Annotated in this window: 15 protein-coding genes; 3 read left to right on the plus strand and 12 right to left on the minus strand. The window is 71.3% G+C overall.

Features of this window, described 5'->3' with window-relative positions:
- Positions 1-127: 127 nt before the first annotated feature.
- A complete protein-coding gene (locus IE142_RS28415; protein ID WP_191888390.1) occupies positions 128-1,393 on the minus strand; it encodes an ABC transporter substrate-binding protein in 1,266 nt (421 codons plus the stop codon).
- 159 nt (positions 1,394-1,552) lie between these two features.
- Here IE142_RS28415 and IE142_RS28420 point away from each other — a divergent pair, with 159 nt between their 5' ends.
- Genes IE142_RS28420 through IE142_RS28430 form a run of 3 tightly spaced genes read left to right on the plus strand, consistent with a single transcriptional unit; the run spans position 1,553 to position 5,442 of the window.
- A complete protein-coding gene (locus IE142_RS28420) occupies positions 1,553-2,068 on the plus strand; it encodes a PadR family transcriptional regulator (RefSeq protein ID WP_191888391.1) in 516 nt (171 codons plus the stop codon).
- Positions 2,065-2,832: an ABC transporter ATP-binding protein gene (locus IE142_RS28425; RefSeq protein ID WP_191888392.1), complete on the plus strand. Its 768-nt coding sequence runs from the start codon at positions 2,065-2,067 to the stop codon at positions 2,830-2,832. The genes IE142_RS28420 and IE142_RS28425 overlap by 4 nt, the downstream gene beginning before the upstream one ends.
- A 51-nt stretch (positions 2,833-2,883) precedes the next feature.
- Entirely contained in the window at positions 2,884-5,442 is a 2,559-nt protein-coding gene (locus tag IE142_RS28430; RefSeq protein ID WP_191888393.1) for an FtsX-like permease family protein, read from the plus strand.
- Positions 5,443-5,475: 33 nt separating this feature from the next.
- Here the strand turns inward: IE142_RS28430 and pgi are convergent, their stop codons facing one another.
- From pgi to uvrC, 11 genes are all read right to left on the minus strand, one after another.
- On the minus strand, positions 5,476-7,128 hold the full coding sequence (gene pgi, locus IE142_RS28435) for a glucose-6-phosphate isomerase (protein ID WP_191888394.1): 1,653 nt from the start codon (positions 7,126-7,128) through the stop codon (positions 5,476-5,478).
- 92 nt (positions 7,129-7,220) lie between these two features.
- Entirely contained in the window at positions 7,221-7,508 is a 288-nt protein-coding gene (locus IE142_RS28440) for an RNA polymerase-binding protein RbpA (RefSeq protein WP_043374262.1), read from the minus strand.
- A 266-nt stretch (positions 7,509-7,774) separates the two neighbouring features.
- Positions 7,775-8,005 carry a preprotein translocase subunit SecG gene (gene secG, locus IE142_RS28445; RefSeq protein WP_019331045.1) on the minus strand — a complete coding sequence of 77 codons (231 nt, stop codon included), beginning with the start codon at positions 8,003-8,005 and terminating at the stop codon, positions 7,775-7,777.
- A gap of 130 nt (positions 8,006-8,135) precedes the next feature.
- On the minus strand, positions 8,136-8,912 hold the full coding sequence (tpiA, locus tag IE142_RS28450) for a triose-phosphate isomerase (RefSeq protein ID WP_191888395.1): 777 nt from the start codon (positions 8,910-8,912) through the stop codon (positions 8,136-8,138).
- Between the two features lie 5 nt (positions 8,913-8,917).
- Positions 8,918-10,129 (minus strand): phosphoglycerate kinase, encoded by a 1,212-nt coding sequence (locus tag IE142_RS28455; protein WP_191888396.1) that lies wholly within the window; start codon positions 10,127-10,129, stop codon positions 8,918-8,920.
- A 142-nt stretch (positions 10,130-10,271) separates the two neighbouring features.
- Entirely contained in the window at positions 10,272-11,279 is a 1,008-nt protein-coding gene (gap, locus tag IE142_RS28460) for a type I glyceraldehyde-3-phosphate dehydrogenase (RefSeq protein WP_191888397.1), read from the minus strand.
- A 227-nt stretch (positions 11,280-11,506) separates the two neighbouring features.
- Positions 11,507-14,461, minus strand: a complete 2,955-nt coding sequence (locus IE142_RS28465; protein WP_191888398.1) for a M14 family metallopeptidase — start codon at positions 14,459-14,461, stop codon at positions 11,507-11,509.
- A gap of 211 nt (positions 14,462-14,672) precedes the next feature.
- A complete protein-coding gene (whiA, locus tag IE142_RS28470) occupies positions 14,673-15,665 on the minus strand; it encodes a DNA-binding protein WhiA (RefSeq protein ID WP_043374250.1) in 993 nt (330 codons plus the stop codon).
- On the minus strand, positions 15,656-16,747 hold the full coding sequence (locus IE142_RS28475; RefSeq protein ID WP_191888399.1) for a gluconeogenesis factor YvcK family protein: 1,092 nt from the start codon (positions 16,745-16,747) through the stop codon (positions 15,656-15,658). The genes whiA and IE142_RS28475 overlap by 10 nt, the downstream gene beginning before the upstream one ends.
- Positions 16,744-17,760: an RNase adapter RapZ gene (rapZ, locus tag IE142_RS28480; RefSeq protein WP_191888400.1), complete on the minus strand. Its 1,017-nt coding sequence runs from the start codon at positions 17,758-17,760 to the stop codon at positions 16,744-16,746. The genes IE142_RS28475 and rapZ overlap by 4 nt, the downstream gene beginning before the upstream one ends.
- Positions 17,757-19,898, minus strand: a complete 2,142-nt coding sequence (gene uvrC, locus IE142_RS28485; RefSeq protein WP_191888401.1) for an excinuclease ABC subunit UvrC — start codon at positions 19,896-19,898, stop codon at positions 17,757-17,759. Before uvrC ends, rapZ begins: the two co-directional genes overlap by 4 nt.
- Positions 19,899-19,958 lie beyond the last annotated feature (60 nt).

Below are 19,958 nucleotides of genomic sequence, written 5' to 3' on the forward strand. Positions count from 1 at the left end.
GCGCGGGTGTCAACGAACGGAACGGAGGCTACTGAGCAGTTGGGCGTTCATATCCTGACTTTTCACCGCACTACGGGTGCAGATGAGACGTCGGCGTTACCTAACACGCAACTAGAAGCGGAGGAGACTAGGAGATGGCCGCCAGCTCGCGCGCCAGCCGCCGTACCGCCGCCTCGGGCGTCTGCCGTCCGGTCATCGCGTCGCGCACGACCGCCTGCACGGCCAGGCTGACCTGGTCGTAGCGCGGGCTCTTGGGTCGTGGGGCGGCGGCGAGCACGCTCTCGCGCAGGGTCGGCAGGTAGGGGAACGCCCCGACGAGCGCGGGGTCCTCGTACAGGTCGGCCCGTACGGGCGGCAGCGCGCCGCGCGTGAGGACCTGGCGCTGAACGCGCTCGCTGGTGAGGTACGCGATGAGGCGCGCGGCGGAGTCGGGGTGCCGGGCCTGGGCACCCACGGCCAGGTTGGAGCCGCCCAGGACGCTGGTCCCGGGGCCGTGGGGACCCGGCAGCGGTACGGCGCCGACCTTCCCTGCGACCTCGGAGTCCGGGGCCGAGGCACTGACGTAGGCGTAGGGCCAGTTACGCAGGAAGAGCAGGCGGCCGTCCTGGAAGGCCCGCTTGGACTCCTCCTCCTTGTGGGTCAGCGCGTACTTCGGTATCCAGCCCTCGCGCACCCCGCGCGCCAGGAATCCGATGCCCTCGCGGGCCGCCGCCGAGTCCACGGTGACGCGTGCGCCCTCGTCGCCGAGGATGCTGCCGCCGGCCGAGTAGACGGCCTCGGCGGCGTTCACGGTCAGGCCCTCGTAGGGCAGGAACTGTCCGGCGTAGCCGTCCAGTCCGTGCTTCGGGGCGATCGTCTCGGCGTACCGCTCCAGCTCCGCCCAGGTGCGCGGCGGCGGGACGCCCTCGGCGTCCAGGACGTCCGTGCGGTACAGGAGCAGGCCGGCATTGGTGACGTAGGGGACGGCGTACAGCCGCCCGTCGTAGGTTGCCGTGTCGACGACCGGCGGCAGGAAGGCGCCGAGCGGGAAGCGGTCGCGGGGCAGCGGGCGTATCCAGTCGGCGGCGGCGAACTCGGAGGTCCAGTTGACGTCGATGTTGAGGACGTCGAAGCGGTGCCGTCCGCCGTCGCGCAGGTCGGTGGCCATCTGTGCGCGGGTCTCGTCGGCGGAGTCGGGCAGTTCCACGAGGGTGACCCGCTCGTCGGGGTGAGCGCGGTTCCAGCCCTCCAGCAACGGGCCGAGGTAGCCGGTGAGGTCACCCGCGGTGGCCAGGGTGAGCGGCCCGCGACCGCTCGCGGCACCCTCGTCGGCGCGGGCGCCGGAGGCGGCGTACCCGGTCAGAACGACGACGAGGACGAGGAGGCCCCTGCCGGCGGCGTGGATCCACCGCATAGGTTCCTCCCTGTACACCCTCGTACACCGGGCCCGTTCGTCCGCACCGGCACCGGGCGTCCTCGCCCGGGTCAAAGGCCATGTATACCTGTTAGGTATGCGCGATACTAGGGCCTGGAGCACATCCGGGGACTCGAACAGAAGCGGGAGGACGGCTGAGTGCGCTTGCACCTCCTGGCTCTCCTGGCCCGCGGTCCGGCCCACGGCTACGAGCTGAAGCAGGACCTTGAGCAACTGCTGGGCTCCGCGTACCCTCAGCCGAACGTCGGCCAGATCTACGTCACCCTCGGCCGTCTCGAGAAGACGGGACTGATCGAGGGCGAGGACATCGAGCAGTCGAGCCGGCCCAACAAGAAGGTCTACCACCTCACCGACGCCGGGCGCGACGAGTTGCGGGCCTGGTACGAGGAGACGGCGGACGAGCCGCGGGTTCGGGACGAGTTCTTCATGAAGCTCGCCCTGGCTCCGCAGACCGGGCTCGCCGACCAGATCGTCCTGATCAACAAGCAGCGGCGCCAGTACCTGAACACGATGCGGCAGCTGTCGAAGCTGGCCGCCGCCGAAGACCGCGACAACCGCATCGCCCACCTCCTCATCGAGGGCGCGATGCTGCACCTCCAGGCCGACCTCGACTGGCTGGAACGGTGCCAGGAAGAGCTGGAGGAGCTGGAGTGAGCGCTGGGGCGAGTGCGGACCCCGCTCCGGTGCTGCGCGCCGAGGGCCTGGTCAAGACGCACCACGGCGAGGGCGCACCGGCGCACGCCGTGCGCGGGGTCGACCTGTGCGTGCGGCGGGGCGAGTTCGTGGCGATCACCGGGCCGTCCGGCGCGGGCAAGTCGACGCTGCTGCATCTGCTAGGCGGGCTCCAGCGGCCGGACGCCGGCAGCGTCTGGCTGGACGGGAAGTGCACCGACGCGTACAGCGAGGCGCGCTGGGCCGTCGCGCGCAGGAAGCACATCGGGATCGTCTTCCAGTTCTTCAACCTCGTCTCCGACCTCTCCGTCGCCGACAACGTCGAGCTACCCGCCCTGCTCGCCGGGGTGCCGCCGAAGCGAGCGCGCGCCGAGCGGGAGGAGCTGCTGGCCGAGTTGGGGCTGGTGGGCAAGGAGCGCAGCATGCCCGGGGAACTGTCCGGCGGCGAGCAGCAGCGGGTGGCGCTCGCCCGGGCTTTGGTCAACCATCCGCCGGTGCTCCTCGCGGACGAGCCCGCGGGCAGCCTGGACAGCAAGGGCACCCGCGAGGTGATGCGGCTGCTGTCCCGCTTCCACCGGCGCGGCCAGACGATCCTGCTGGTCACCCACGACGCGCGGCTCGCGAGCGCCGCCGACCGGGTGATCAGCTTCTTCGACGGACGGGTAGCCGACGACGTCGAACTCGACGCCGGTGTGCCACCGCGCCGCCGCCCGGGGGCGTCCGCCGTGCTGGAGCTCAAGGACTGACATGCGGGCGTACGACCACCGCGCGCACCGCGCACCGGAGGGCTGAGGCCCGTGCGAGCCACCCTGCGCTGGGCCCACTCCGATCTGCGCACGCACCGGGGCGAGGCCCTGTTCCTCGTCCTCGCCACCGTCGGCATCGTCGCGTCGCTGCTGCTGGCCACGGCCCTGTTCGGGTACGCGACCAATCCCTGGCAGCGGGTCTTCACACAGGCCCGGGGCGCACACGTCTGGCTGCACACCGACCGCGCCGCCGACACCGGTGAGCTGGCCGCGCTGGACGGCGTCCAGTCCGTCGCCGGCCCCTATCCGACCGCCTCCGCCACCGTCGCCGTACGCGGCACCCGGGCCTCGGTCGAGCTGCGCGGCACCGCCGAGGTGCCCGAGGTGGGGCGGCCGCTGCTCACCGCCGGGCACTGGCTCGACGCCGACGAGCCCGACGGAGTGGTGCTGGAGAGCCGGCTCGCCCGCGCGCTGCTGGCCCAGCCCGGCGACACCCTCACGCTGCCCGGCACGGCGCGGACCCTCACCGTGCTCGGCGTCGCCGACAGCCCCGAACGCCGCTACCGGCCGGGCGAGCAGCCGGGCCTCGTGTGGGCACCGCCGGCCGCGGTGCCCGACCCCGGCGGGCAGGTGATCGGGCTGCGGCTGGCCGATCCCGGGGAGACGGACTACGCCGTGCAGCGGGCGGTGACCGTGCTGGGCGCCGGTGCGATCGGGCAGGTCTCCACCTGGGAGCAGGCCCGTGCGGAGGCGCAGGGCGACAACCGGCTGCTCGGTCAGGTCCTCGGCCTGTTCGGGCTGGGTGCGCTGCTCGCCGCGGGGCTGGCGGTGCACGGGGCGATCGGCACCCGTATCCGCGGTCATCTGCGGGACATCTCGGTACTGAAGGCGATCGGCTTCACGCCGGGGCAGGTGGTGCGGGTCTTCCTGCTCCAGCACCTCGCCTACGCGCTGCTCGGCGCGGTGGCCGCCGCAGGGCTCACCCAGGCCCTCGGCAGCCGGGTGCCGGGGCGGCTCGGGGACGCGGTCGGCGTGTGGCAGGGGCTGCCCGGACACACCGTCGCGCTGTTCGCCGTGCCGGCGTGCGCGGTCCTGTTCATCGGCGCCACCACCGGCCTCGCGGCGTGGCGGGCGGGCCGGGTGCCACCGGTTCCGCTGCCGCGTCCGGCGGCGGCACGGGGCGGCGGGCTGTCCGGGGCGACCCGCGGGGCGCTGGGGTTGCGGGTGTTCCGGGTGCGGGGGCGGGGCGACGGGGGTGCCGGGGAGCCCGGCGTCCGGACCGCCACGGTCTCCGGCACGCCCGCCCCGGCGAAGCCCGGAACCAAGGACCCCGGGGACGCCGACCTCTCGGGCAGCGGAGGCAGCGACAGCCCGGGCACCGGAGAGATCGACGTCCCGAGCCCTGCCGAGCCCGGGGGCCCGGGCAGCCAAGGGGCCGGCACCGGTCACCGCGGAGCGGCCGGTGAGCAGGCAGCCGACACGCACCGACTGGAGCTGCGCGTGCCGCCCGCGCTCGTCCTCGGCTGGCACAAGGCGTTCGCCCGCCGCCCGCGTGCGTTCGCCACGGTAGCCCGGCTCACGCTGCCGCTGCTGCTGATCGTGGTGGCGATGAGCGCGTGGACCACCATCGACCGCTTCCACGACCACCCCGAGCGGATCGGCCTGCCGACCGCCCTCACCGTCCGCGCCGAGACCGGTCCCGGCGACCGCGGCACGCGGGCCCTGCTGGAGCGCGACCCCGAGGTCGCCGCCGCCTACCCGGGTGTCGAGGTGGCCGCCCTGGTGCCGGGTCAGACCGCGACGATCGCCCTGCGCGGGCTCGGCACCCGCGAGGACCCGTACCCGTACGCCCTGGCCGAGGGCCGCCGCGCGCACGGACTGGACGAGGCGGTGGCGGGGCAGGGGCTGCTGGACCTGTTGGAGGTGGAGGTCGGCGACTGGGTGCGGCTGACCGTCGGGGACCAACCGCAGGTCCTGCACATCGTGGGCCGCAGCATCGAGCCCGAGAACGCGGGCCGAGTCATCTCCACCTCACTGGACACCCTCCGGGAGAACGACCCGCGGCTCGAGCCGACCCTCCACCAGCTGCGCCTGCGCGCCGGCGCCGACCCGGACGAGGTGGCCGGGCGGCTCGCCGAGGCCGGGCACGGACGGCTCGACGTGCACGCCGTGGCGAACCCGGCCGACGGGCTCTCCCCGCTGCGCGGAGTCGTCCTCGGGCTGATCGCCGTCCTCGCCCTCGTCGGGCTGATCGAACTGCTCACCGCGATCGGCGGCACCGTCCGGGAGAGCGAACGTGACCTGCTCGCCCTCAAGGCGATCGGACTGTCACCGCACCAGATCACCGGCATCACGGTCACGGCCACCGGGTGCACCGCCCTGGCGGCCGTGCTCCTCGCCGCCGCCCTCGGGCTGCCGCTCGCGCACTGGCTGATCGACGCCCAAGGCGCCGCCAGCGGCATCGGCGCGGGCATCGCGCAGGCCCCCTCCCCCGTTCTCCTCGTGCTCGTGGGCGCGGCGGCCGTGCTCGGTGCGGCGGCGCTGGCCGCGGTGCCCGCGGCGCGGGCGGCCCGGCGCCGCCTCGCGGACACGCTGAGCGCGGTGGCCTGACCGGGAGGACCGGCCGGGCCGCCGCGCCCAGGCTCACTGCCGGCCGCGCAGCTCCCGGTAGGCGGCGACCAGCGCCTCGGTGGAGGCGTCCAGGCCCGGGACCTCGGCGCCCTCGGTGAGGGCGGGTTCGACGCGCTTGGCGAGGACCTTGCCCAGTTCGACGCCCCACTGGTCGAAGGAGTCGATGTTCCAGACCGCGCCCTGCACGAGCACCTTGTGCTCGTAGAGGGCGACGAGCTGGCCGAGCACCGACGGGGTCAGCTCGCGGGCGAGGATCGTGGTCGTCGGGTGGTCGCCCTTGAACGTCCTGTGCGGGACCAACTCCTCCGGGACGCCCTCGGCGCGTACCTCGTCGGACGTCTTGCCGAAGGCGAGGGCCTGGGTCTGGGCGAAGAAGTTGGCCATCAGCAGGTCGTGCTGGGCCTTCAGCTCGTCGCTGAGCTCGGCGACCGGCTCGGCGAAACCGATGAAGTCCGCCGGGATCAGCTTCGTGCCCTGGTGGATCAACTGGTAGTAGGCGTGCTGCCCGTTGGTGCCGGGCGTGCCCCACACGACCGGGCCGGTCTGCCACTCCACCTCGCGCCCGTCCCGGCCGACGTACTTGCCGTTGGACTCCATGTCGAGCTGCTGGAGGTAGGCGGTGAACTTCGACAGGTAGTGGCTGTACGGCAGTACCGCGTGCGACTGGGCGCCCATGAAGTTGCCGTACCAGATGCCCAGCAGGCCCATCAGGAGGGGCACGTTGGACTCGGCGGGGGCGGTGCGGAAGTGCTCGTCGACGAGGCGGAAGCCGTCGAGCATTTCCCGGAAGCGGTCCGGACCGATGGCGATCATCAGGGACAGCCCGATCGCCGAGTCGTAGGAGTAGCGGCCGCCGACCCAGTCCCAGAACTCGAACATGTTGGCCGTGTCGATGCCGAAGTCGGCGACCTTCCCGGCATTGGTCGAGAGGGCGACGAAGTGCTTGGCGACCGCCTTCTCGTCACCGAGTGCGTTCAGCAGCCAGGTTCGGGCGGAGGTGGCGTTGGTGACCGTCTCGATGGTGGTGAAGGTCTTGGAGGCGATGATGAACAGCGTCTCGGCGGGGTCCAGGTCACGGGTCGCCTCGTGCAGGTCGGCGCCGTCGACGTTGGAGACGAAACGGACCGTCAGGTCTCGGTCGGTGAAGCTGCGCAGCACCTCGTGGGCCATGGCGGGGCCCAGGTCGGAGCCGCCGATGCCGACGTTGACGACGTTCCGGATGCGCTTGCCGGTGTGGCCCTTCCACTCCCCCGCGCGGACCCGGTCGGCGAAGCCCGCCATCTTGTCCAGCACGGCGTGCACCTTGGGCACGACGTTCTCGCCGTCGACCTCGATCACCGCGTCCCGAGGGGCCCGCAGCGCGGTGTGCAGGACCGCCCGGTCCTCGGTGGTGTTGATCTTCTCGCCGCGGAACATGGCGTCACGCAGGCCGAAGACGTCGGTGGCGGCGGCCAGCTCGCGCAGCAGCCGCAGGGTCTCGTCGGTGACGAGGTGCTTGGAGTAGTCGACGTACAGGTCTCCCACCCGGAGCGTGCAGCCGGTACCGCGAGCCGGGTCGGCGGCGAACAGCTCGCGCAGCCGCAACTCGCCGAGTTCCTCGCGGTGCTTGGCCAGCGCGGCCCATTCGGGCGTCTGGTTGAGCCTGGTACGGCCGTCTGCGTTCATGTCGGACGTCAGCCTTCTTCCTTGGGTGTCCCAGCTGTCCCGGCTGGTCCAACCTAATTGATCAGTACGGAAGAAGACCGACAGTGCGGGAACTAGAGCTCGCCCCGCAGCTTGGCGAGCGCCTCCGCGAGGATCGCCTCGCCGTCGGCGTCGCTGCGCCGCTCGCGCACGTACGCCAGGTGCGTCTTGTAGGGCTCGGTGCGCGGCGGGTCCGGCGGGTTGTCCCGGTCCTGTCCGGCGGGGAAGCCGCAGCGCGGGCAGTCCCAGGTCTCCGGTACCTGTGCGTCGCTCGCGAAGCTCGGCTGTGTCTCGTGTCCGTTGGAGCACCAGAAGGAGATGCGCAGACGCGGCGCGGACTCGCCGCGCTCGGCCTCACCCATCGGCCCCGCCCCGACCCGGCTCCCCCGGATCGCGTTGCCACTTGCCACGGTGTAACTCCCTGCGTGATGGTGCCGCGAAGCGAGTCGGCGTTTCGCTCCGCTGCGAGGCGCCTCAGTCTACGTAAGGCCCAACGCGCGTCCAGTGGTTGGAGTTACAAGCCCAAGCGCCCAGACGCAAGCCCCATGATAGGCGGCGCCGTGCGGCGCGTACCGAACATGGGGCTTTACGTGTGGAAGTGCGTGGCGTGTCAGAAGTTCGCCACGTGTCAGTTGTTCGCCTTCATCAGCAGGCCGAGCACCATGATGCACGCGAACCACAGCAGACCGACCACCACGGTGATCCGGTCGAGGTTGCGCTCGGCGACCGAGGAGCCGCCGACGGAGGACTGCATGCCGCCACCGAACATGTCGGAGAGGCCGCCGCCCTTCCCCTTGTGCATCAGCACCAGCAGCATCAGCAGCGCGCTGAAGACGATCAGGGCGATCGAGAACCCCAAAACCACGGCTGGACCAACTTCCTCGGATTCGGATGAACGACGGGGGCACGGTGCAACAGGCCACCATGCCCCCGCAAGGGTACGACGTATCGCCGCTACCGCATACTCACCGGTCGACCTGCCGGCCGGCTCACTGGTCGCTGAAGCGCACGATCTTGACGAACTCGTCCGAGTCCAGCGAGGCACCGCCGACCAGGGCGCCGTCGATGTCGGCCTGCGCCATGATCTCGGCGACGTTGCCGGACTTGACGGAGCCGCCGTACTGGATGCGGACCTTGTCGGCCAGCTCCTGGGAGTACAGCTCGGCGAGCTTGCCGCGGACGGCCGCGCAGACCTCCTGGGCGTCCTCGGCGCCGCAGACCTTGCCGGTGCCGATCGCCCACACGGGCTCGTAGGCGATCACGATCGTCTCGGCCTGCTCGGCCGGGAGGTCCTTCAGGCCGCCCTCGACCTGGGCGAGGGTGTGGGCGACGTGGTTGCCCGCCTCGCGGACGTCGAGCTCCTCGCCGACGCACAGGATCGGGGTCAGACCGTGCTTGTAGGCGGCCTTGACCTTGGCGTTCACCAGCTCGTCGGTCTCGGCGTGGTACTGCCGGCGCTCCGAGTGGCCGATCGCGACGTAGGTGCAGCGCAGCTTGGCCAGCATCGGGCCGGAGATCTCGCCGGTGTAAGCGCCGCCGTCGTGGGCGGAGACGTCCTGGGCGCCGTACTTGATCTTCAGCTTGTCGTGCTCGACCAGGGTCTGCACCGAGCGCAGGTCGGTGAAGGGGACGAGGACGGCGACCTCGACGGCGTCGTAGTCCTTGTCCGCGAGGGCGAAGGCGAGCTTCTGGACGTGGGCGATGGCCTCGAGGTGGTTGAGGTTCATCTTCCAGTTGCCCGCCATCAGCGGCGTGCGGGTGGTCATCGGGGTCAGTCCTCCAGTGCGGCGAGGCCGGGGAGCGTCTTGCCCTCGAGGTATTCGAGGGAGGCGCCGCCGCCGGTCGAGATGTGGCCGAATGCGTTCTCGTCGAAGCCGAGTGTGCGGACGGCCGCGGCGGAGTCGCCGCCGCCGACCACGGTGAAGCCCGGGGCGTCGACGAGGGCCTGGGCGACCGCCTTGGTGCCCTCGGCGTAGTCGGGGTGCTCGAAGACGCCCATGGGGCCGTTCCAGAAGACGGTGGCGGCGTCGGCGAGCTTCGAGGCGTACAGCTTGCGGGTCTCGGGACCGATGTCCAGACCCTCCTGGTCGGCGGGGATGGCGTCCGCGGCGACGGTGGTGGGGTTGGCGGGGGCCTTGGTCTTCAGGTCCGGGAACTCGGAGGAGACCAGCACGTCGACGGGGAGGACCAGCTCGACGCCGTTCTTCTCCGCGCGCTCGATGTACTCCTTGACGGCCGGGATCTGGTCCTCCTGGAGGAGGGAGATGCCGACCTCGTAGCCCTTGGCCTTGAGGAAGGTGTAGGCCATGCCGCCGCCGATGAGCAGCCGGTCGGCCTTGCCGAGCAGCTGGTCGATGACGGCGAGCTTGTCGGAGACCTTGGCGCCGCCGAGTGCCACGACGTAGGGCCGCTTGACGTCGTCGGTGAGCTTCTTCAGGACGCCGACCTCGGTGGCGATGAGGTAGCCGGCGTAGTGCGGCAGCCGCTTCGGCAGGTCGAAGACGGAGGCGTGCTTGCGGTGCACGGCGCCGAAGCCGTCGCCGACGTAGACGTCCGCGAGGCCGGCCAGCTTGTCGGCGAAGGCGGCGCGCTCGCTCTCGTCCTTGCTGGTCTCGCCGGCGTTGAAGCGCAGGTTCTCGATGACCGCGACCCGGCCGTCGGAGAGGCCGGAGACGGTGGCCTCGGCGGAGATGCCGACCGTGTCCTCGGCGCAGGCGACGTCGGCGCCGAGCAGCTCACCGAGGCGGGCGGCGGCGGGGCCGAGGGAGAAGGCCGGGTCCGGGGCGCCCTTGGGGCGGCCCAGGTGCGAGGCGACGATCACGCGCGCGCCCGCGTCGGCCAGGGCCTTGACGGTGGGCACCACGGCGCGGATGCGGCCGTCGTCGGTGATGGTGGTGCCGTCCAGCGGCACGTTGAGGTCGGCGCGGACGAAGACGCGCTTGCCGGTGACGCCTTCGGAGAGCAGTTCGTCGATCGTCTTCATGCAGTGGGCTCCTGGGTTCTCGGATCGCTCGTGATCCTACGAGGGCTGGTCGCTGCGGACGCGACGCAGGGCCCGGACAGCGCGGCCTTGCGCTGCCCGAGCCCTGCTGTCACATGCGAGGTGCCTGCTGAGTCCGGCTGGATCAGAGCTGGTTGCCGACGAAGACCGTGAGATCGACGAGGCGGTTGGAGTAGCCCCACTCGTTGTCGTACCAGCCGATGACCTTCACGTTCTTGCCGTCCTGGACCATGGTCAGGGACGAGTCGAAGGTGCAGGACGCAGGGGCGTTGACGATGTCCGAGGAGACGATCGCGTCCTCGGTGTACTCCATGATGCCCTTGAGCTCGCCCTCGGCGGCCTTCTGGAAAGCGGCGTTGACCTCTTCCTTGGTGACCTCGCGGCCGAGCTCCAGGACGAGGTCGGTGACCGAGCCGGTCGGGACCGGGACGCGCATGGCGATGCCGTCCAGCTTGCCCTTGAGCTGCGGGAGGACCAGCGCGGTGGCCTTGGCGGCACCCGTGGTGGTCGGGATGATGTTCTCCGCGGCGGCACGGGCGCGGCGCAGGTCCTTGTGCGGGAAGTCCAGGATGCGCTGGTCGTTCGTGTACGCGTGGACCGTCGTCATCAGGCCCTTGACGATGCCGAAGTTCTCGTCGAGGACCTTGGCCATCGGCGCCACACAGTTGGTGGTGCAGGAGGCGTTGGAGATGACGTGGTGGTTCGCCGGGTCGTACTTGTCCTGGTTGACGCCCATCACGATGGTGACGTCCTCGTCCTTGGCCGGGGCCGAGATGAGGACCTTCTTCGCGCCGCCCGCGATGTGCTTCTCGGCGTCGGCCTTCTTGGTGAAGATGCCGGTCGACTCGATGACGATGTCGACACCCAGCTCGCCCCACGGGATGTCGGCGGGGTTGCGCTCGGCGAGGACCTTGATGGTCCTGTCGCCGACGGTGATGGTGTCCTCGGTGTGCGAGACCTCGTACGGGAGGCGCCCGAGGATGGTGTCGTACTTCAGCAGATGCGCGGTGGTCGCGGTGTCACCCAGGTCGTTGACAGCCACGATCTCGATGTCTGCACCCTGCTCCAGCAGCGCGCGGAAGTAGTTACGACCGATGCGGCCAAAGCCGTTGATGCCTACGCGGATCGTCACGAACCGATCTCCTCGTTGGTACGCCGGCCCGATGTGCCGGCGAGCTGTGTTTGGGATGTCCCCGACCACCTCCGACCCTACCTCTCCGGGGCCTCGGGGGTGACATCGAGACGGCCCATTCCCGGCAGGGCGGCCCGTACCCGCCAGTAGGGGTACGGACCGCCCAGGGTCACGGGGACCGGTCACCCGATTTCGCTACACCGTGCCGGTCCCCCACGTCCGGGATTTCACTCGTCCAGGGCACGCAACGCCTGCCGGACCAGAGCGGTCCGGGCGGCCGGCTCGGTGAGGTGTTCCAGACCGAAGCCGAGCAGCACGGTGTCGTCCGTGGTGATGGCGCCGTAAGTCTGGAACAGGGTCCCGGTGCGGGTCCAGTCCTTCAGTACGGCGGGGCTGCCGGCGGGCGGTCCGGCCACCTGCCAGGCGCCGAGCGAGGTCTCGAAACCCTCGGTCTGCGTCGCCGTGCCGCCGACCACGAGCGAGGCGTCGTCGGCGAGTATGCCGCGTCCGCCGCTGCCCGGGTCGGTGACGTAGGCGATCGACACCTCGACGGACTTCCCGGCGTAGGCACTCAGGTCGAACTCGACCTGCCGCCAGCCCCCGGAGGAGCCGGTGAGGCCGTGCCACTGCCCGGTGGTGCCGGTGGCGGTGCAGCCGTCGTCGGACAGGGTGAGGTAGTGCTCCAGCCAGGGGTGCTCGCCCATGTAGAAGCCGGCCCCGCACTCGGACGGCACGGCGGTGCCGGTCGCGCCTCCGGCCTCGGGGAGCGTGGTCCAGTCGTCGGCGCCGGTGGTGTGCGCCTCGACCAGGGCGTGGTCGTAGCCCCGCTCGGTGTCCCACAGGAGCTGGGTGCGCAGAGTGGGACGGTCGGCGGCGGTGACGCCGGTGAGGTCGACGGTGCGGGTGAGGCGCTTGTAGGCGTCGTCGGTGTGGACGGCGGCGGCCATCCACTCGCCCGCGTAGGGCCCGTACGGGTTGACGGTCCCGGCGAACTTCCCGGCGCCCGCGCCGGCGAACTGGGGGTAGGTGTCGGCGGGCAGCTGGTCCGAGGTGACGCTGTAGGTTCCGGCGGCGTCCAGCGGGTTGCCGGGGGCGTCGCCGAGCTTTCCGGTGGTGCCGCCGAGCTTTCCGGAGCCGGTGAATCCGGTGGCTCCGGGGGTGGCGGTGCGGGTGTAGGCGCCCAGGTAGTACTGGCTGAAGTCGTCGGAGGGGGTGCCGTCTCCGAGGTCGACGCTGCCGCCGGCCCGTTCGCCCGCCTCGATCAGCCGGCCGCCCTCGTTGAGGTAGGCGCGCAGCTGGAGCTGGGTGGCGTTGCCGGGGTCGGCAGCGCCGGTGTAGTGAACGACGGTGCCGAAGTGGCCGAGGACGCCGAGCGCGTCGGGCGCACCCTGGGTGGCGACGTCCCAGACGGCCGCCCGCTTGCCGTTGGCCTCGAGCGCGTCCACGTAGATCTTGGTCTGCGTGACCCTGGCTCCCTCCTCGGCTACGACGAGGACGTCCGCGCGGGGCCGCTCGGCGATCGTGTACGTGAAGTGCTCGCTCTCGGTCCGCCTGCCCTGCTTCGTCTGGCCGGTGAACCAGACCTCGACCTCGTCGCCGGTGCCACCGTCCTTGACCTCGGCGCGGTACTCGTCGAAGTGGAGGTTGTCCTCGCCGCCGTACGTCTCGCCGCCCCGCCAGGGCTTCAGGGCCATGTCGTGGACGCGTCCGCCGTTGACGCGGTACTTCAGCTCCTTGTCGCGCACCGATTTGCGCGCGACGACGGAGACCTCCTGGTCGGCGCCGCGCGAGTAGGACGTGGTGAAGGGGTCCGGGGTGAAGTCGGCGGCCTCGATGCCGACGGAGGAGGACGGCCGGTCGGGGTGCGCGGCGCTCTCGGCGACGGAGAGTGCGAAGGGGACGTTCTTCTGGAACTCCTCCTCGATCAGCTTCTCGTCGTCGGGGAAGTTGAAGCCGGACCGGCAGTCGTTCGCCTTCCACTCGTCGTCGGGGTACTGGTCGGAGATGGTCTGGCAGGTGGACATCTCCGGGGTGAACATCGCCATGCCGTTGACGTTGGCGGCGTGGCCGTCCGCCTCGCCGTTGGTGGTGTACAGCTCCGAGGAGACCTGCGGGCGGTAGCCCGGGATCGCGGAGTTCTCGGGCGTGCCGGCGAGCGCCTCGTAGAGGACGTCGTCCGGGGTGCGGGTGGCGACCTGCCAGCCGACGCCGTAGAGGAGCAGTTCGGCGGCGGAGTGGTAGTTGATGCCGTAAGCGAAGCCGACGCGCTTCTGGAAGGCGTCCAGGGCCTTGGTCTCGGGCTCGGAGTTCGGGCCCGCGCCGCGGTAGGTCTGGCTGGTGGGGTTCGGGGACGAGCCCTCGTCGTCGTAGCCCCACTTGTAGGCGAAGTTGCGGTTGAGGTCGACGCCGTCGCCGGTGCTGATGGTTCCGTCGCCGTTGACGTCCCGCAGGTTCTTGCGCCACAGACGGTTGTCGGTGTCCTCGAAGGTGTAGTCGTACCCGTCGGGGTTGGCCGACAGCAGGAACCACAGCTCGGTGGAGTCGACCAGCTTCCTGATCCGCCGGTCCTTCTCGTAGTTGTCCAGGTAGTGGTGCATCAGCCGGCGGGTCATCTCCGGGGTGATCCACTCTCGCGCGTGCTGGTTGGACATGTAGAGAACGGCGGGCTTGGAGCCGTCCCGGGACCTGTCCGCGTGCTTGGTGAGCTTGAGGGCGAGGATGTCTTTGCCGTTCACCGTCCTGCCGATGGAGACGACCTTGGTGAGGCGGGGGTGCTCCTGCGCGGTGCGCAGGATCTCCTCCCTGAGGCCGCCGCTGCCGCTGTACGGGCGGAAGACGCCGTCGGCGGCGTCCTCGACGCGCTCGGCGGCCCGGGTGGAGAGGGTGTGCTCCTTGAGGTCCACGCCCTGTTTCTCCAGCTTCCCGGCCTGCTGGTCGGTGAGGTAGACCTCGACGGTGGCGGTGCCCTGGTCGGGGACCTGCTCGCCGAGTTCGTGGCCGTCCTGGCCGGCGGCCAGCAACAGGGGTACCTGCTCCTGGGTGACGTCGGCGCGGAAGACCCTCACCTCGTCCGCGTCCGTGTCCGCGGGACCCGAGGGTTGTGCCTGGGCGATGGGTGCGAAGCTCGCTCCGCCGATCAGGAGCGCGCCGACGGCGAGGATCGATCTCGCTCTTCGTCTCATGAACCCCCCTAGATGGGGCCTGTCCGACAGGCCTGGGTTCGCCACAGCAGCGAACAGATGCCAGGCTCATGACAGCTCATGATCGAGTCAAGAGCACGGCAAGGACACGCGAAAAGCCGGTGCGGGTCACCCGAGAGGGCGCTCGCACCGGCTTGTTGCCGACCGGTGTGGGGTGGGGGCCGGCGGGTGCGGCGGGTCGGCGCGCGTTCGGTCAGCCGACGAGGTTGTCCGCCAGCTCCTCTTCGCCGAGGTTGGCGTCCGTGCCGGGAATGCCGAGGTCGGAGGCCCGCTTGTCGGCCATGGCCAGCAGGCGGCGGATGCGGCCGGCAACCGCGTCCTTGGTCAGCGGCGGATCGGCGAGGGCGCCCAGCTCCTCCAGGGAGGCCTGCTTGTGCTCCATGCGCAGCCGGCCCGCGGCGGCGAGGTGCTCCGGCACGTCGTCGGCGAGGATCTCCAGAGCCCGCTGGACCCGGGCACCGGCGGCGACGGCCGCGCGGGCCGAGCGGCGCAGGTTGGCGTCGTCGAAGTTGGCCAGGCGGTTGGCGGTGGCCCGGACCTCGCGGCGCATCCGTCGCTCCTCCCAGGCCAGCACGGAGTCGTGGGCGCCGAGCCGGGTGAGCAGGGCGCCGATCGCGTCGCCGTCGCGGACGACGACGCGGTCCACGCCGCGCACCTCGCGGGCCTTGGCGGCGATCGACAGTCGGCGGGCGGCGCCGACCAGGGCGAGCGCGGCCTCGGGGCCCGGGCAGGTGACCTCCAGGGAGGAGGACCGGCCGGGCTCGGTGAGCGAACCGTGTGCCAGGAACGCGCCGCGCCAGGCGGCCTCGGCGTCGCACGTGGCCCCCGAGACCACCTGCGGCGGCAGACCGCGGATCGGCCGGCCCCGCCCGTCGACCAGGCCGGTCTGCCGGGCGAGCTGGTCACCGCCCGCGACCACCCGAACGACGTAACGCGAACCGCGGCGCAGCCCGCCGGGCGCCATCACGATCAGCTCGGAACTGTGCCCGAAGATCTCCAGGATGTCCCGCTTGAGCCGCCGCGCCGCGTTCGCGGTGTCCAGCTCCGCCTCGATCACGATGCGCCCGCTCACCAGGTGAAGGCCGCCGGCGAACCGCAGGACGGCGGAGACCTCCGCCTTTCTGCAGCAGGTCCGGGTGACGGGGAGCCGGGAGATCTCGTCCTTCACCGCTGCCGTCATCGCCATGGGCCGATCCTTCCATGCATCCGAAAAATACGGTCGTACGCGGCGGCCAGCAGCTCCGGGTCGTGCCTCGGGGTCCCGTCGGTCCGGGCGACCGGAGCCAGTTCGACCGCGGCGCCGAACCGTTTCGCGGCGTCGGTGAGCGAGTCACGGTCGGGCACGGCGGCCTCGTCGGCCAGCACCACGTCCAGGGCGAGTTTAGGGGCGTGTCGTCCCAAAACCTCCAAATGACGCTGCGGGGAGAAGCCCTCGGTTTCTCCGGGCTGCGGAGCGAGGTTCAGGGAGAGCACTCGGCGTGCCTTGGTCTCGACGAGGGCGTCGAGCAGGGCGGGCACGAGCAGGTGCGGGATGACCGAGGAGAACCAGGAACCAGGGCCGAGCACCACCCAGTCCGCGTCCAGGACGGCGTCGACCGCCTCGGGGACGGCCGGCGGGTCGTTCGGCACCAGGTGCACGGACTGGACCTCGCCGGGGGTGAGCGCCACGGTCGCCTGCCCGCGCACGGTGTCCACCTCGTCGGACCGGTCCGGGTCGTGCCCCTTGACCAGGGCCTGGAGCTCCAGCGGCACCGCGGACATGGGCAGCACTCGCCCGTGCGCGCCGAGCAGCTTGCCGACCAGGTCCAGGGCCTGCACATGGTCGCCGAGCTGCTCCCACAGGGCGACGATCAGCAGATTGCCGACCGCGTGCTCGTGCAGGTCGCCCTGGGACTGGAAGCGGTGCTGGATGACGCGGGCCCAGGTCTGGCCCCAGTCGTCGTCCCCGCACAGCGCGGCCAGCGCCTTGCGCAGGTCGCCGGGCGGCAGGACGCCCAGCTCGTCACGGAGGCGGCCGCTGGAACCGCCGTCGTCGGCCACCGTGACGACGGCGGTGAGGTCGCCGGTGATCCGGCGCAGTGCGGCGAGCGAGGCGGACAGGCCCATGCCGCCGCCGAGCGCGACGACCTTGGGCTGGGCGCCCCGGCGGCGCGGCTTGCCGCCGCGCGCCTGCTCGGGCCGGGCGGCGCGGGTCTCGGCGGGTCTGCCGCCGCGCCCTTCGGGCACCACCCGGCGCAGCCTGCTCAGCCGCGGAGTACGTCTTGTCATTCCCGTCCCATGTCCCGGTGGACGACCACCGTCTCCACGCCTTCGGCGGCGAGCCGGGCGGCGAGCTTCTCCGACATGGCCACGGACCGGTGCTTGCCGCCGGTGCACCCGACGGCGACGGTCACATAGCGCTTGCCCTCCCGACGGTAACCCGCGGCGATCATCTGGAGCAGCTCGGTGTAGCGGTCGAGGAACTCCTTGGCCCCCGGCTGGTTGAGGACGTACGAGGACACCTCCTCGTTCAGGCCGGTGAACGGGCGCAGCTCCGGGACCCAGTGCGGGTTGGGCAGGAAGCGCATGTCCACGACCAGATCGGCGTCGACCGGCAGGCCGTACTTGAAGCCGAAGGACATGACGGTGGCCCGCAGCTCGGGCTCCTCCTCGCCGGCGAACTGGGCGTCCATCTTGGCGCGCAGCTCGTGCACGTTGAGGCTGGAGGTGTCGATCACCAGGTCGGCGTCGCCGCGCAGCTCGCGCAGCAGTTCCCGCTCTGCGGCGATGCCGTCGACGATGCGGCCGTCGCCCTGGAGGGGGTGCGGTCGGCGCACCGACTCGAAGCGGCGCACCAGCGCCTCGTCGGAGGACTCCAGGAAGACGATCCGACGGGTGACGCCGCGGGAGTCGAGGTCGGCGAGGGATTCGCGCAGGTTGTCGAAGAAGCGCCGGCCGCGGACGTCGACGACGACCGCGATCCGCGCCACGTTGCCCTGCGAGCGGGCGCCGAGCTCCACCATGGTGGGGATCAGCGCGGGCGGGAGGTTGTCCACGACGAACCAGCCGAGGTCCTCCAGACACTTGGCTGCCGTCGAGCGGCCGGCTCCGGACATGCCGGAGATGATCACCAGCTCGGGGATGGCCGTTTCGTGCGCCCCGGCTGTTTCCTTGCCCGTACTCACCTGTGCTCCGTCGTTCTGGCGCGAGTCCGGTCCGGCCGTCCGCGGGTCCGCGTCCTCGCCGGCCGTGTCGTGGGCCTGTTCTCGTTCCGCTGTGGGCTGTGCCTCGTGCTCGGTCATCTCTCCTGCCCCCGTCGTTCGTCCGGGGTGCCCGCGGACACGGGCTCCCCCGGGGCATCCGCCCTCGTCTCGGGTGCCCCGTCCTCGTCTCCTATGATCTCTCCGGTCGCCGTGTTCACGGCGGGTGCGGCCGGGGTGGCCCGGGCGAGTGCCACGGCAACGGTCTCCGCCGTCTTGCGGCCTATGCCGGGCACCTCGCAGATCTGGTCGATCGTCGCCGACCTGAGCTTCTTCACCGAACCGAAGTGCTTGATCAGCGCCTGCTTGCGGGTCTCCCCGAGGCCCGGCACATCGTCCAGCGGGCTCGACCGGAAGCGCTTGGCCCGCTTGGTGCGCTGGTAGGTGATCGCGAAACGGTGGGCCTCGTCGCGGACCCGCTGGAGCAGGTAGAGGCCCTCGCTGGTGCGGGGCAGGACGACCGGGTCGTCCTCGCCGGGCACCCACACCTCCTCCAGTCGCTTGGCGAGACCGCAGACGGCGATGTCGTCGATGCCGAGCTCGTCCAGCGCCCGCCGGGCCGCCGCGACCTGCGGCTGCCCGCCGTCGACGACGACGAGCTGGGGCGGGTAGGCGAAGCGCTTGGGGCGGCCGTCGTCGTCCTTCAGGGCCGGGCCGTCGGTGAGGACGTCGCCGTCGTCCGGGGCCACCGGGCCGTCCGTGAGGTCCAGTCCGTATGGGCGCTGCTCGTCGCCGCCCGCATCCGCCCCGTTCGGACCGTCCGCCCACTCGCCGGTCCTCTCCTTCTCGGCGAGGTAGCGGCGGAAGCGGCGTGTGATGACCTCGTGCATGGAACGGACGTCGTCCTGACCGCGGAAGCCCTTGATCTGGAACCGGCGGTATTCGCTCTTCCGGGCCAGTCCGTCCTCGAAGACGACCATGGAGGCCACTACGTCGTCGCCCTGGAGGTGGGAGATGTCGTAGCACTCGATCCGCAGCGGGGCGCTTTCCAGGTCCAGCGCCTCGGCGATCTCCTCCAGCGCGCGCGAGCGGGTGGTCAGGTCGGAGGCGCGCTTGGTCTTGTGCAGGACGAGCGCCTGCTGGGCGTTGCGCTGGACGGTCTCCATCAGCGCCTTCTTGTCGCCGCGCTGCGGGATGCGCAGCGACACGCCCGACCCCCGGCGCTCCGTCAGCCACTGCTGGACCGGCTCCACCGGGTCGGGCAGGGCCGGGACCAGGACCTCCTTGGGGACGGCGTCCCCCCTCTCCTCGCCGTACAGCTGCTGGAGGGCGTGCTCGACCAGGGCTCCGGTGGTGATCTCCTCCACCTTGTCCGTGACCCAGCCGCGCTGACCGCGCACGCGCCCTCCGCGCACGTGGAAGATCTGGACGGCCGCCTCCAGCTCGTCCTCGGCGACCGCGATCAGGTCGGCGTCGGTGGCGTCGGCGAGGACGACCGCGCTCTTCTCCATGGCCTTCTTCAGGGCACCGATGTCGTCGCGCAGGCGCGCCGCCCGCTCGTACTCCATATCCTCGGCCGCCTCTGCCATCTTCCGCTCCAGGCGGCGCAGGTAGGTGCCGGTGCGGCCGGCCATGAAGTCGCAGAACTCCTCGGCGAGCTCCTGGTGGTCCTCGGCGGAGATCCGTTCCACACAGGGTGCCGAGCACTTGCCGATGTAGCCGAGCAGGCAGGGGCGGCCGGTGCGGGCCGCGTTCTTGAAGACGCCGGCGGAGCAGGTGCGCACCGGGAAGACGCGGAGGAGGAGGTCGACCGTGTCGCGGATCGCCCAGGCGTGTGTGTACGGTCCGAAGTAGCGAACGCCCTTCTTCTTGTGGCCGCGCATCACCTGCACGCGCGGGAACTCCTCGTTCATCGTCACCGCGAGGTACGGGTAGCTCTTGTCGTCGCGGTACTTGACGTTGAACCGGGGGTCGTACTCCTTGATCCAGGAGTACTCCAGCTGCAGCGCCTCGACCTCCGTGGACACCACCGTCCACTCCACGGACGCGGCGATGGTGACCATGGTGCGGGTGCGGGGGTGCAGGTTCGCCAGGTCCTGGAAGTAGTTGGCAAGGCGCTGGCGCAGGCTCTTCGCCTTTCCGACGTAGATCACCCGGCGGTGCTCGTCGCGGAACCTGTACACCCCCGGGGAGTCCGGGATCTCTCCCGGCCTGGGGCGGTAGCTGGAGGGGTCGGCCATGACTCACACCCTACTGGCGGGGACCGACACCGCGGCGGGGCTGTGGACGACGGACCGGGG

Source organism: Streptomyces mutabilis, assembly GCF_014649815.1.
Lineage (GTDB): Bacteria > Actinomycetota > Actinomycetes > Streptomycetales > Streptomycetaceae > Streptomyces > Streptomyces mutabilis.

Bases quoted from the DNA above. Each gene is read 5' to 3' on its own strand.
- IE142_RS28415 (WP_191888390.1), bottom strand. From the start codon at position 1,393: ATGCGGTGGATCCACGCCGCCGGCAGGGGCCTCCTCGTCCTCGTCGTC.
- pgi (WP_191888394.1), bottom strand. From the start codon at position 7,128: ATGAACGCAGACGGCCGTACCAGGCTCAACCAGACGCCCGAATGGGCC.
- IE142_RS28440 (WP_043374262.1), bottom strand. From the start codon at position 7,508: ATGGGTGAGGCCGAGCGCGGCGAGTCCGCGCCGCGTCTGCGCATCTCC.
- tpiA (WP_191888395.1), bottom strand. From the start codon at position 8,912: ATGACCACCCGCACGCCGCTGATGGCGGGCAACTGGAAGATGAACCTC.
- IE142_RS28455 (WP_191888396.1), bottom strand. From the start codon at position 10,129: ATGAAGACGATCGACGAACTGCTCTCCGAAGGCGTCACCGGCAAGCGC.
- IE142_RS28465 (WP_191888398.1), bottom strand. From the start codon at position 14,461: ATGAGACGAAGAGCGAGATCGATCCTCGCCGTCGGCGCGCTCCTGATC.
- whiA (WP_043374250.1), bottom strand. From the start codon at position 15,665: ATGGCGATGACGGCAGCGGTGAAGGACGAGATCTCCCGGCTCCCCGTC.
- IE142_RS28475 (WP_191888399.1), bottom strand. From the start codon at position 16,747: ATGACAAGACGTACTCCGCGGCTGAGCAGGCTGCGCCGGGTGGTGCCC.
- rapZ (WP_191888400.1), bottom strand. From the start codon at position 17,760: ATGACCGAGCACGAGGCACAGCCCACAGCGGAACGAGAACAGGCCCAC.
- uvrC (WP_191888401.1), bottom strand. From the start codon at position 19,898: ATGGCCGACCCCTCCAGCTACCGCCCCAGGCCGGGAGAGATCCCGGAC.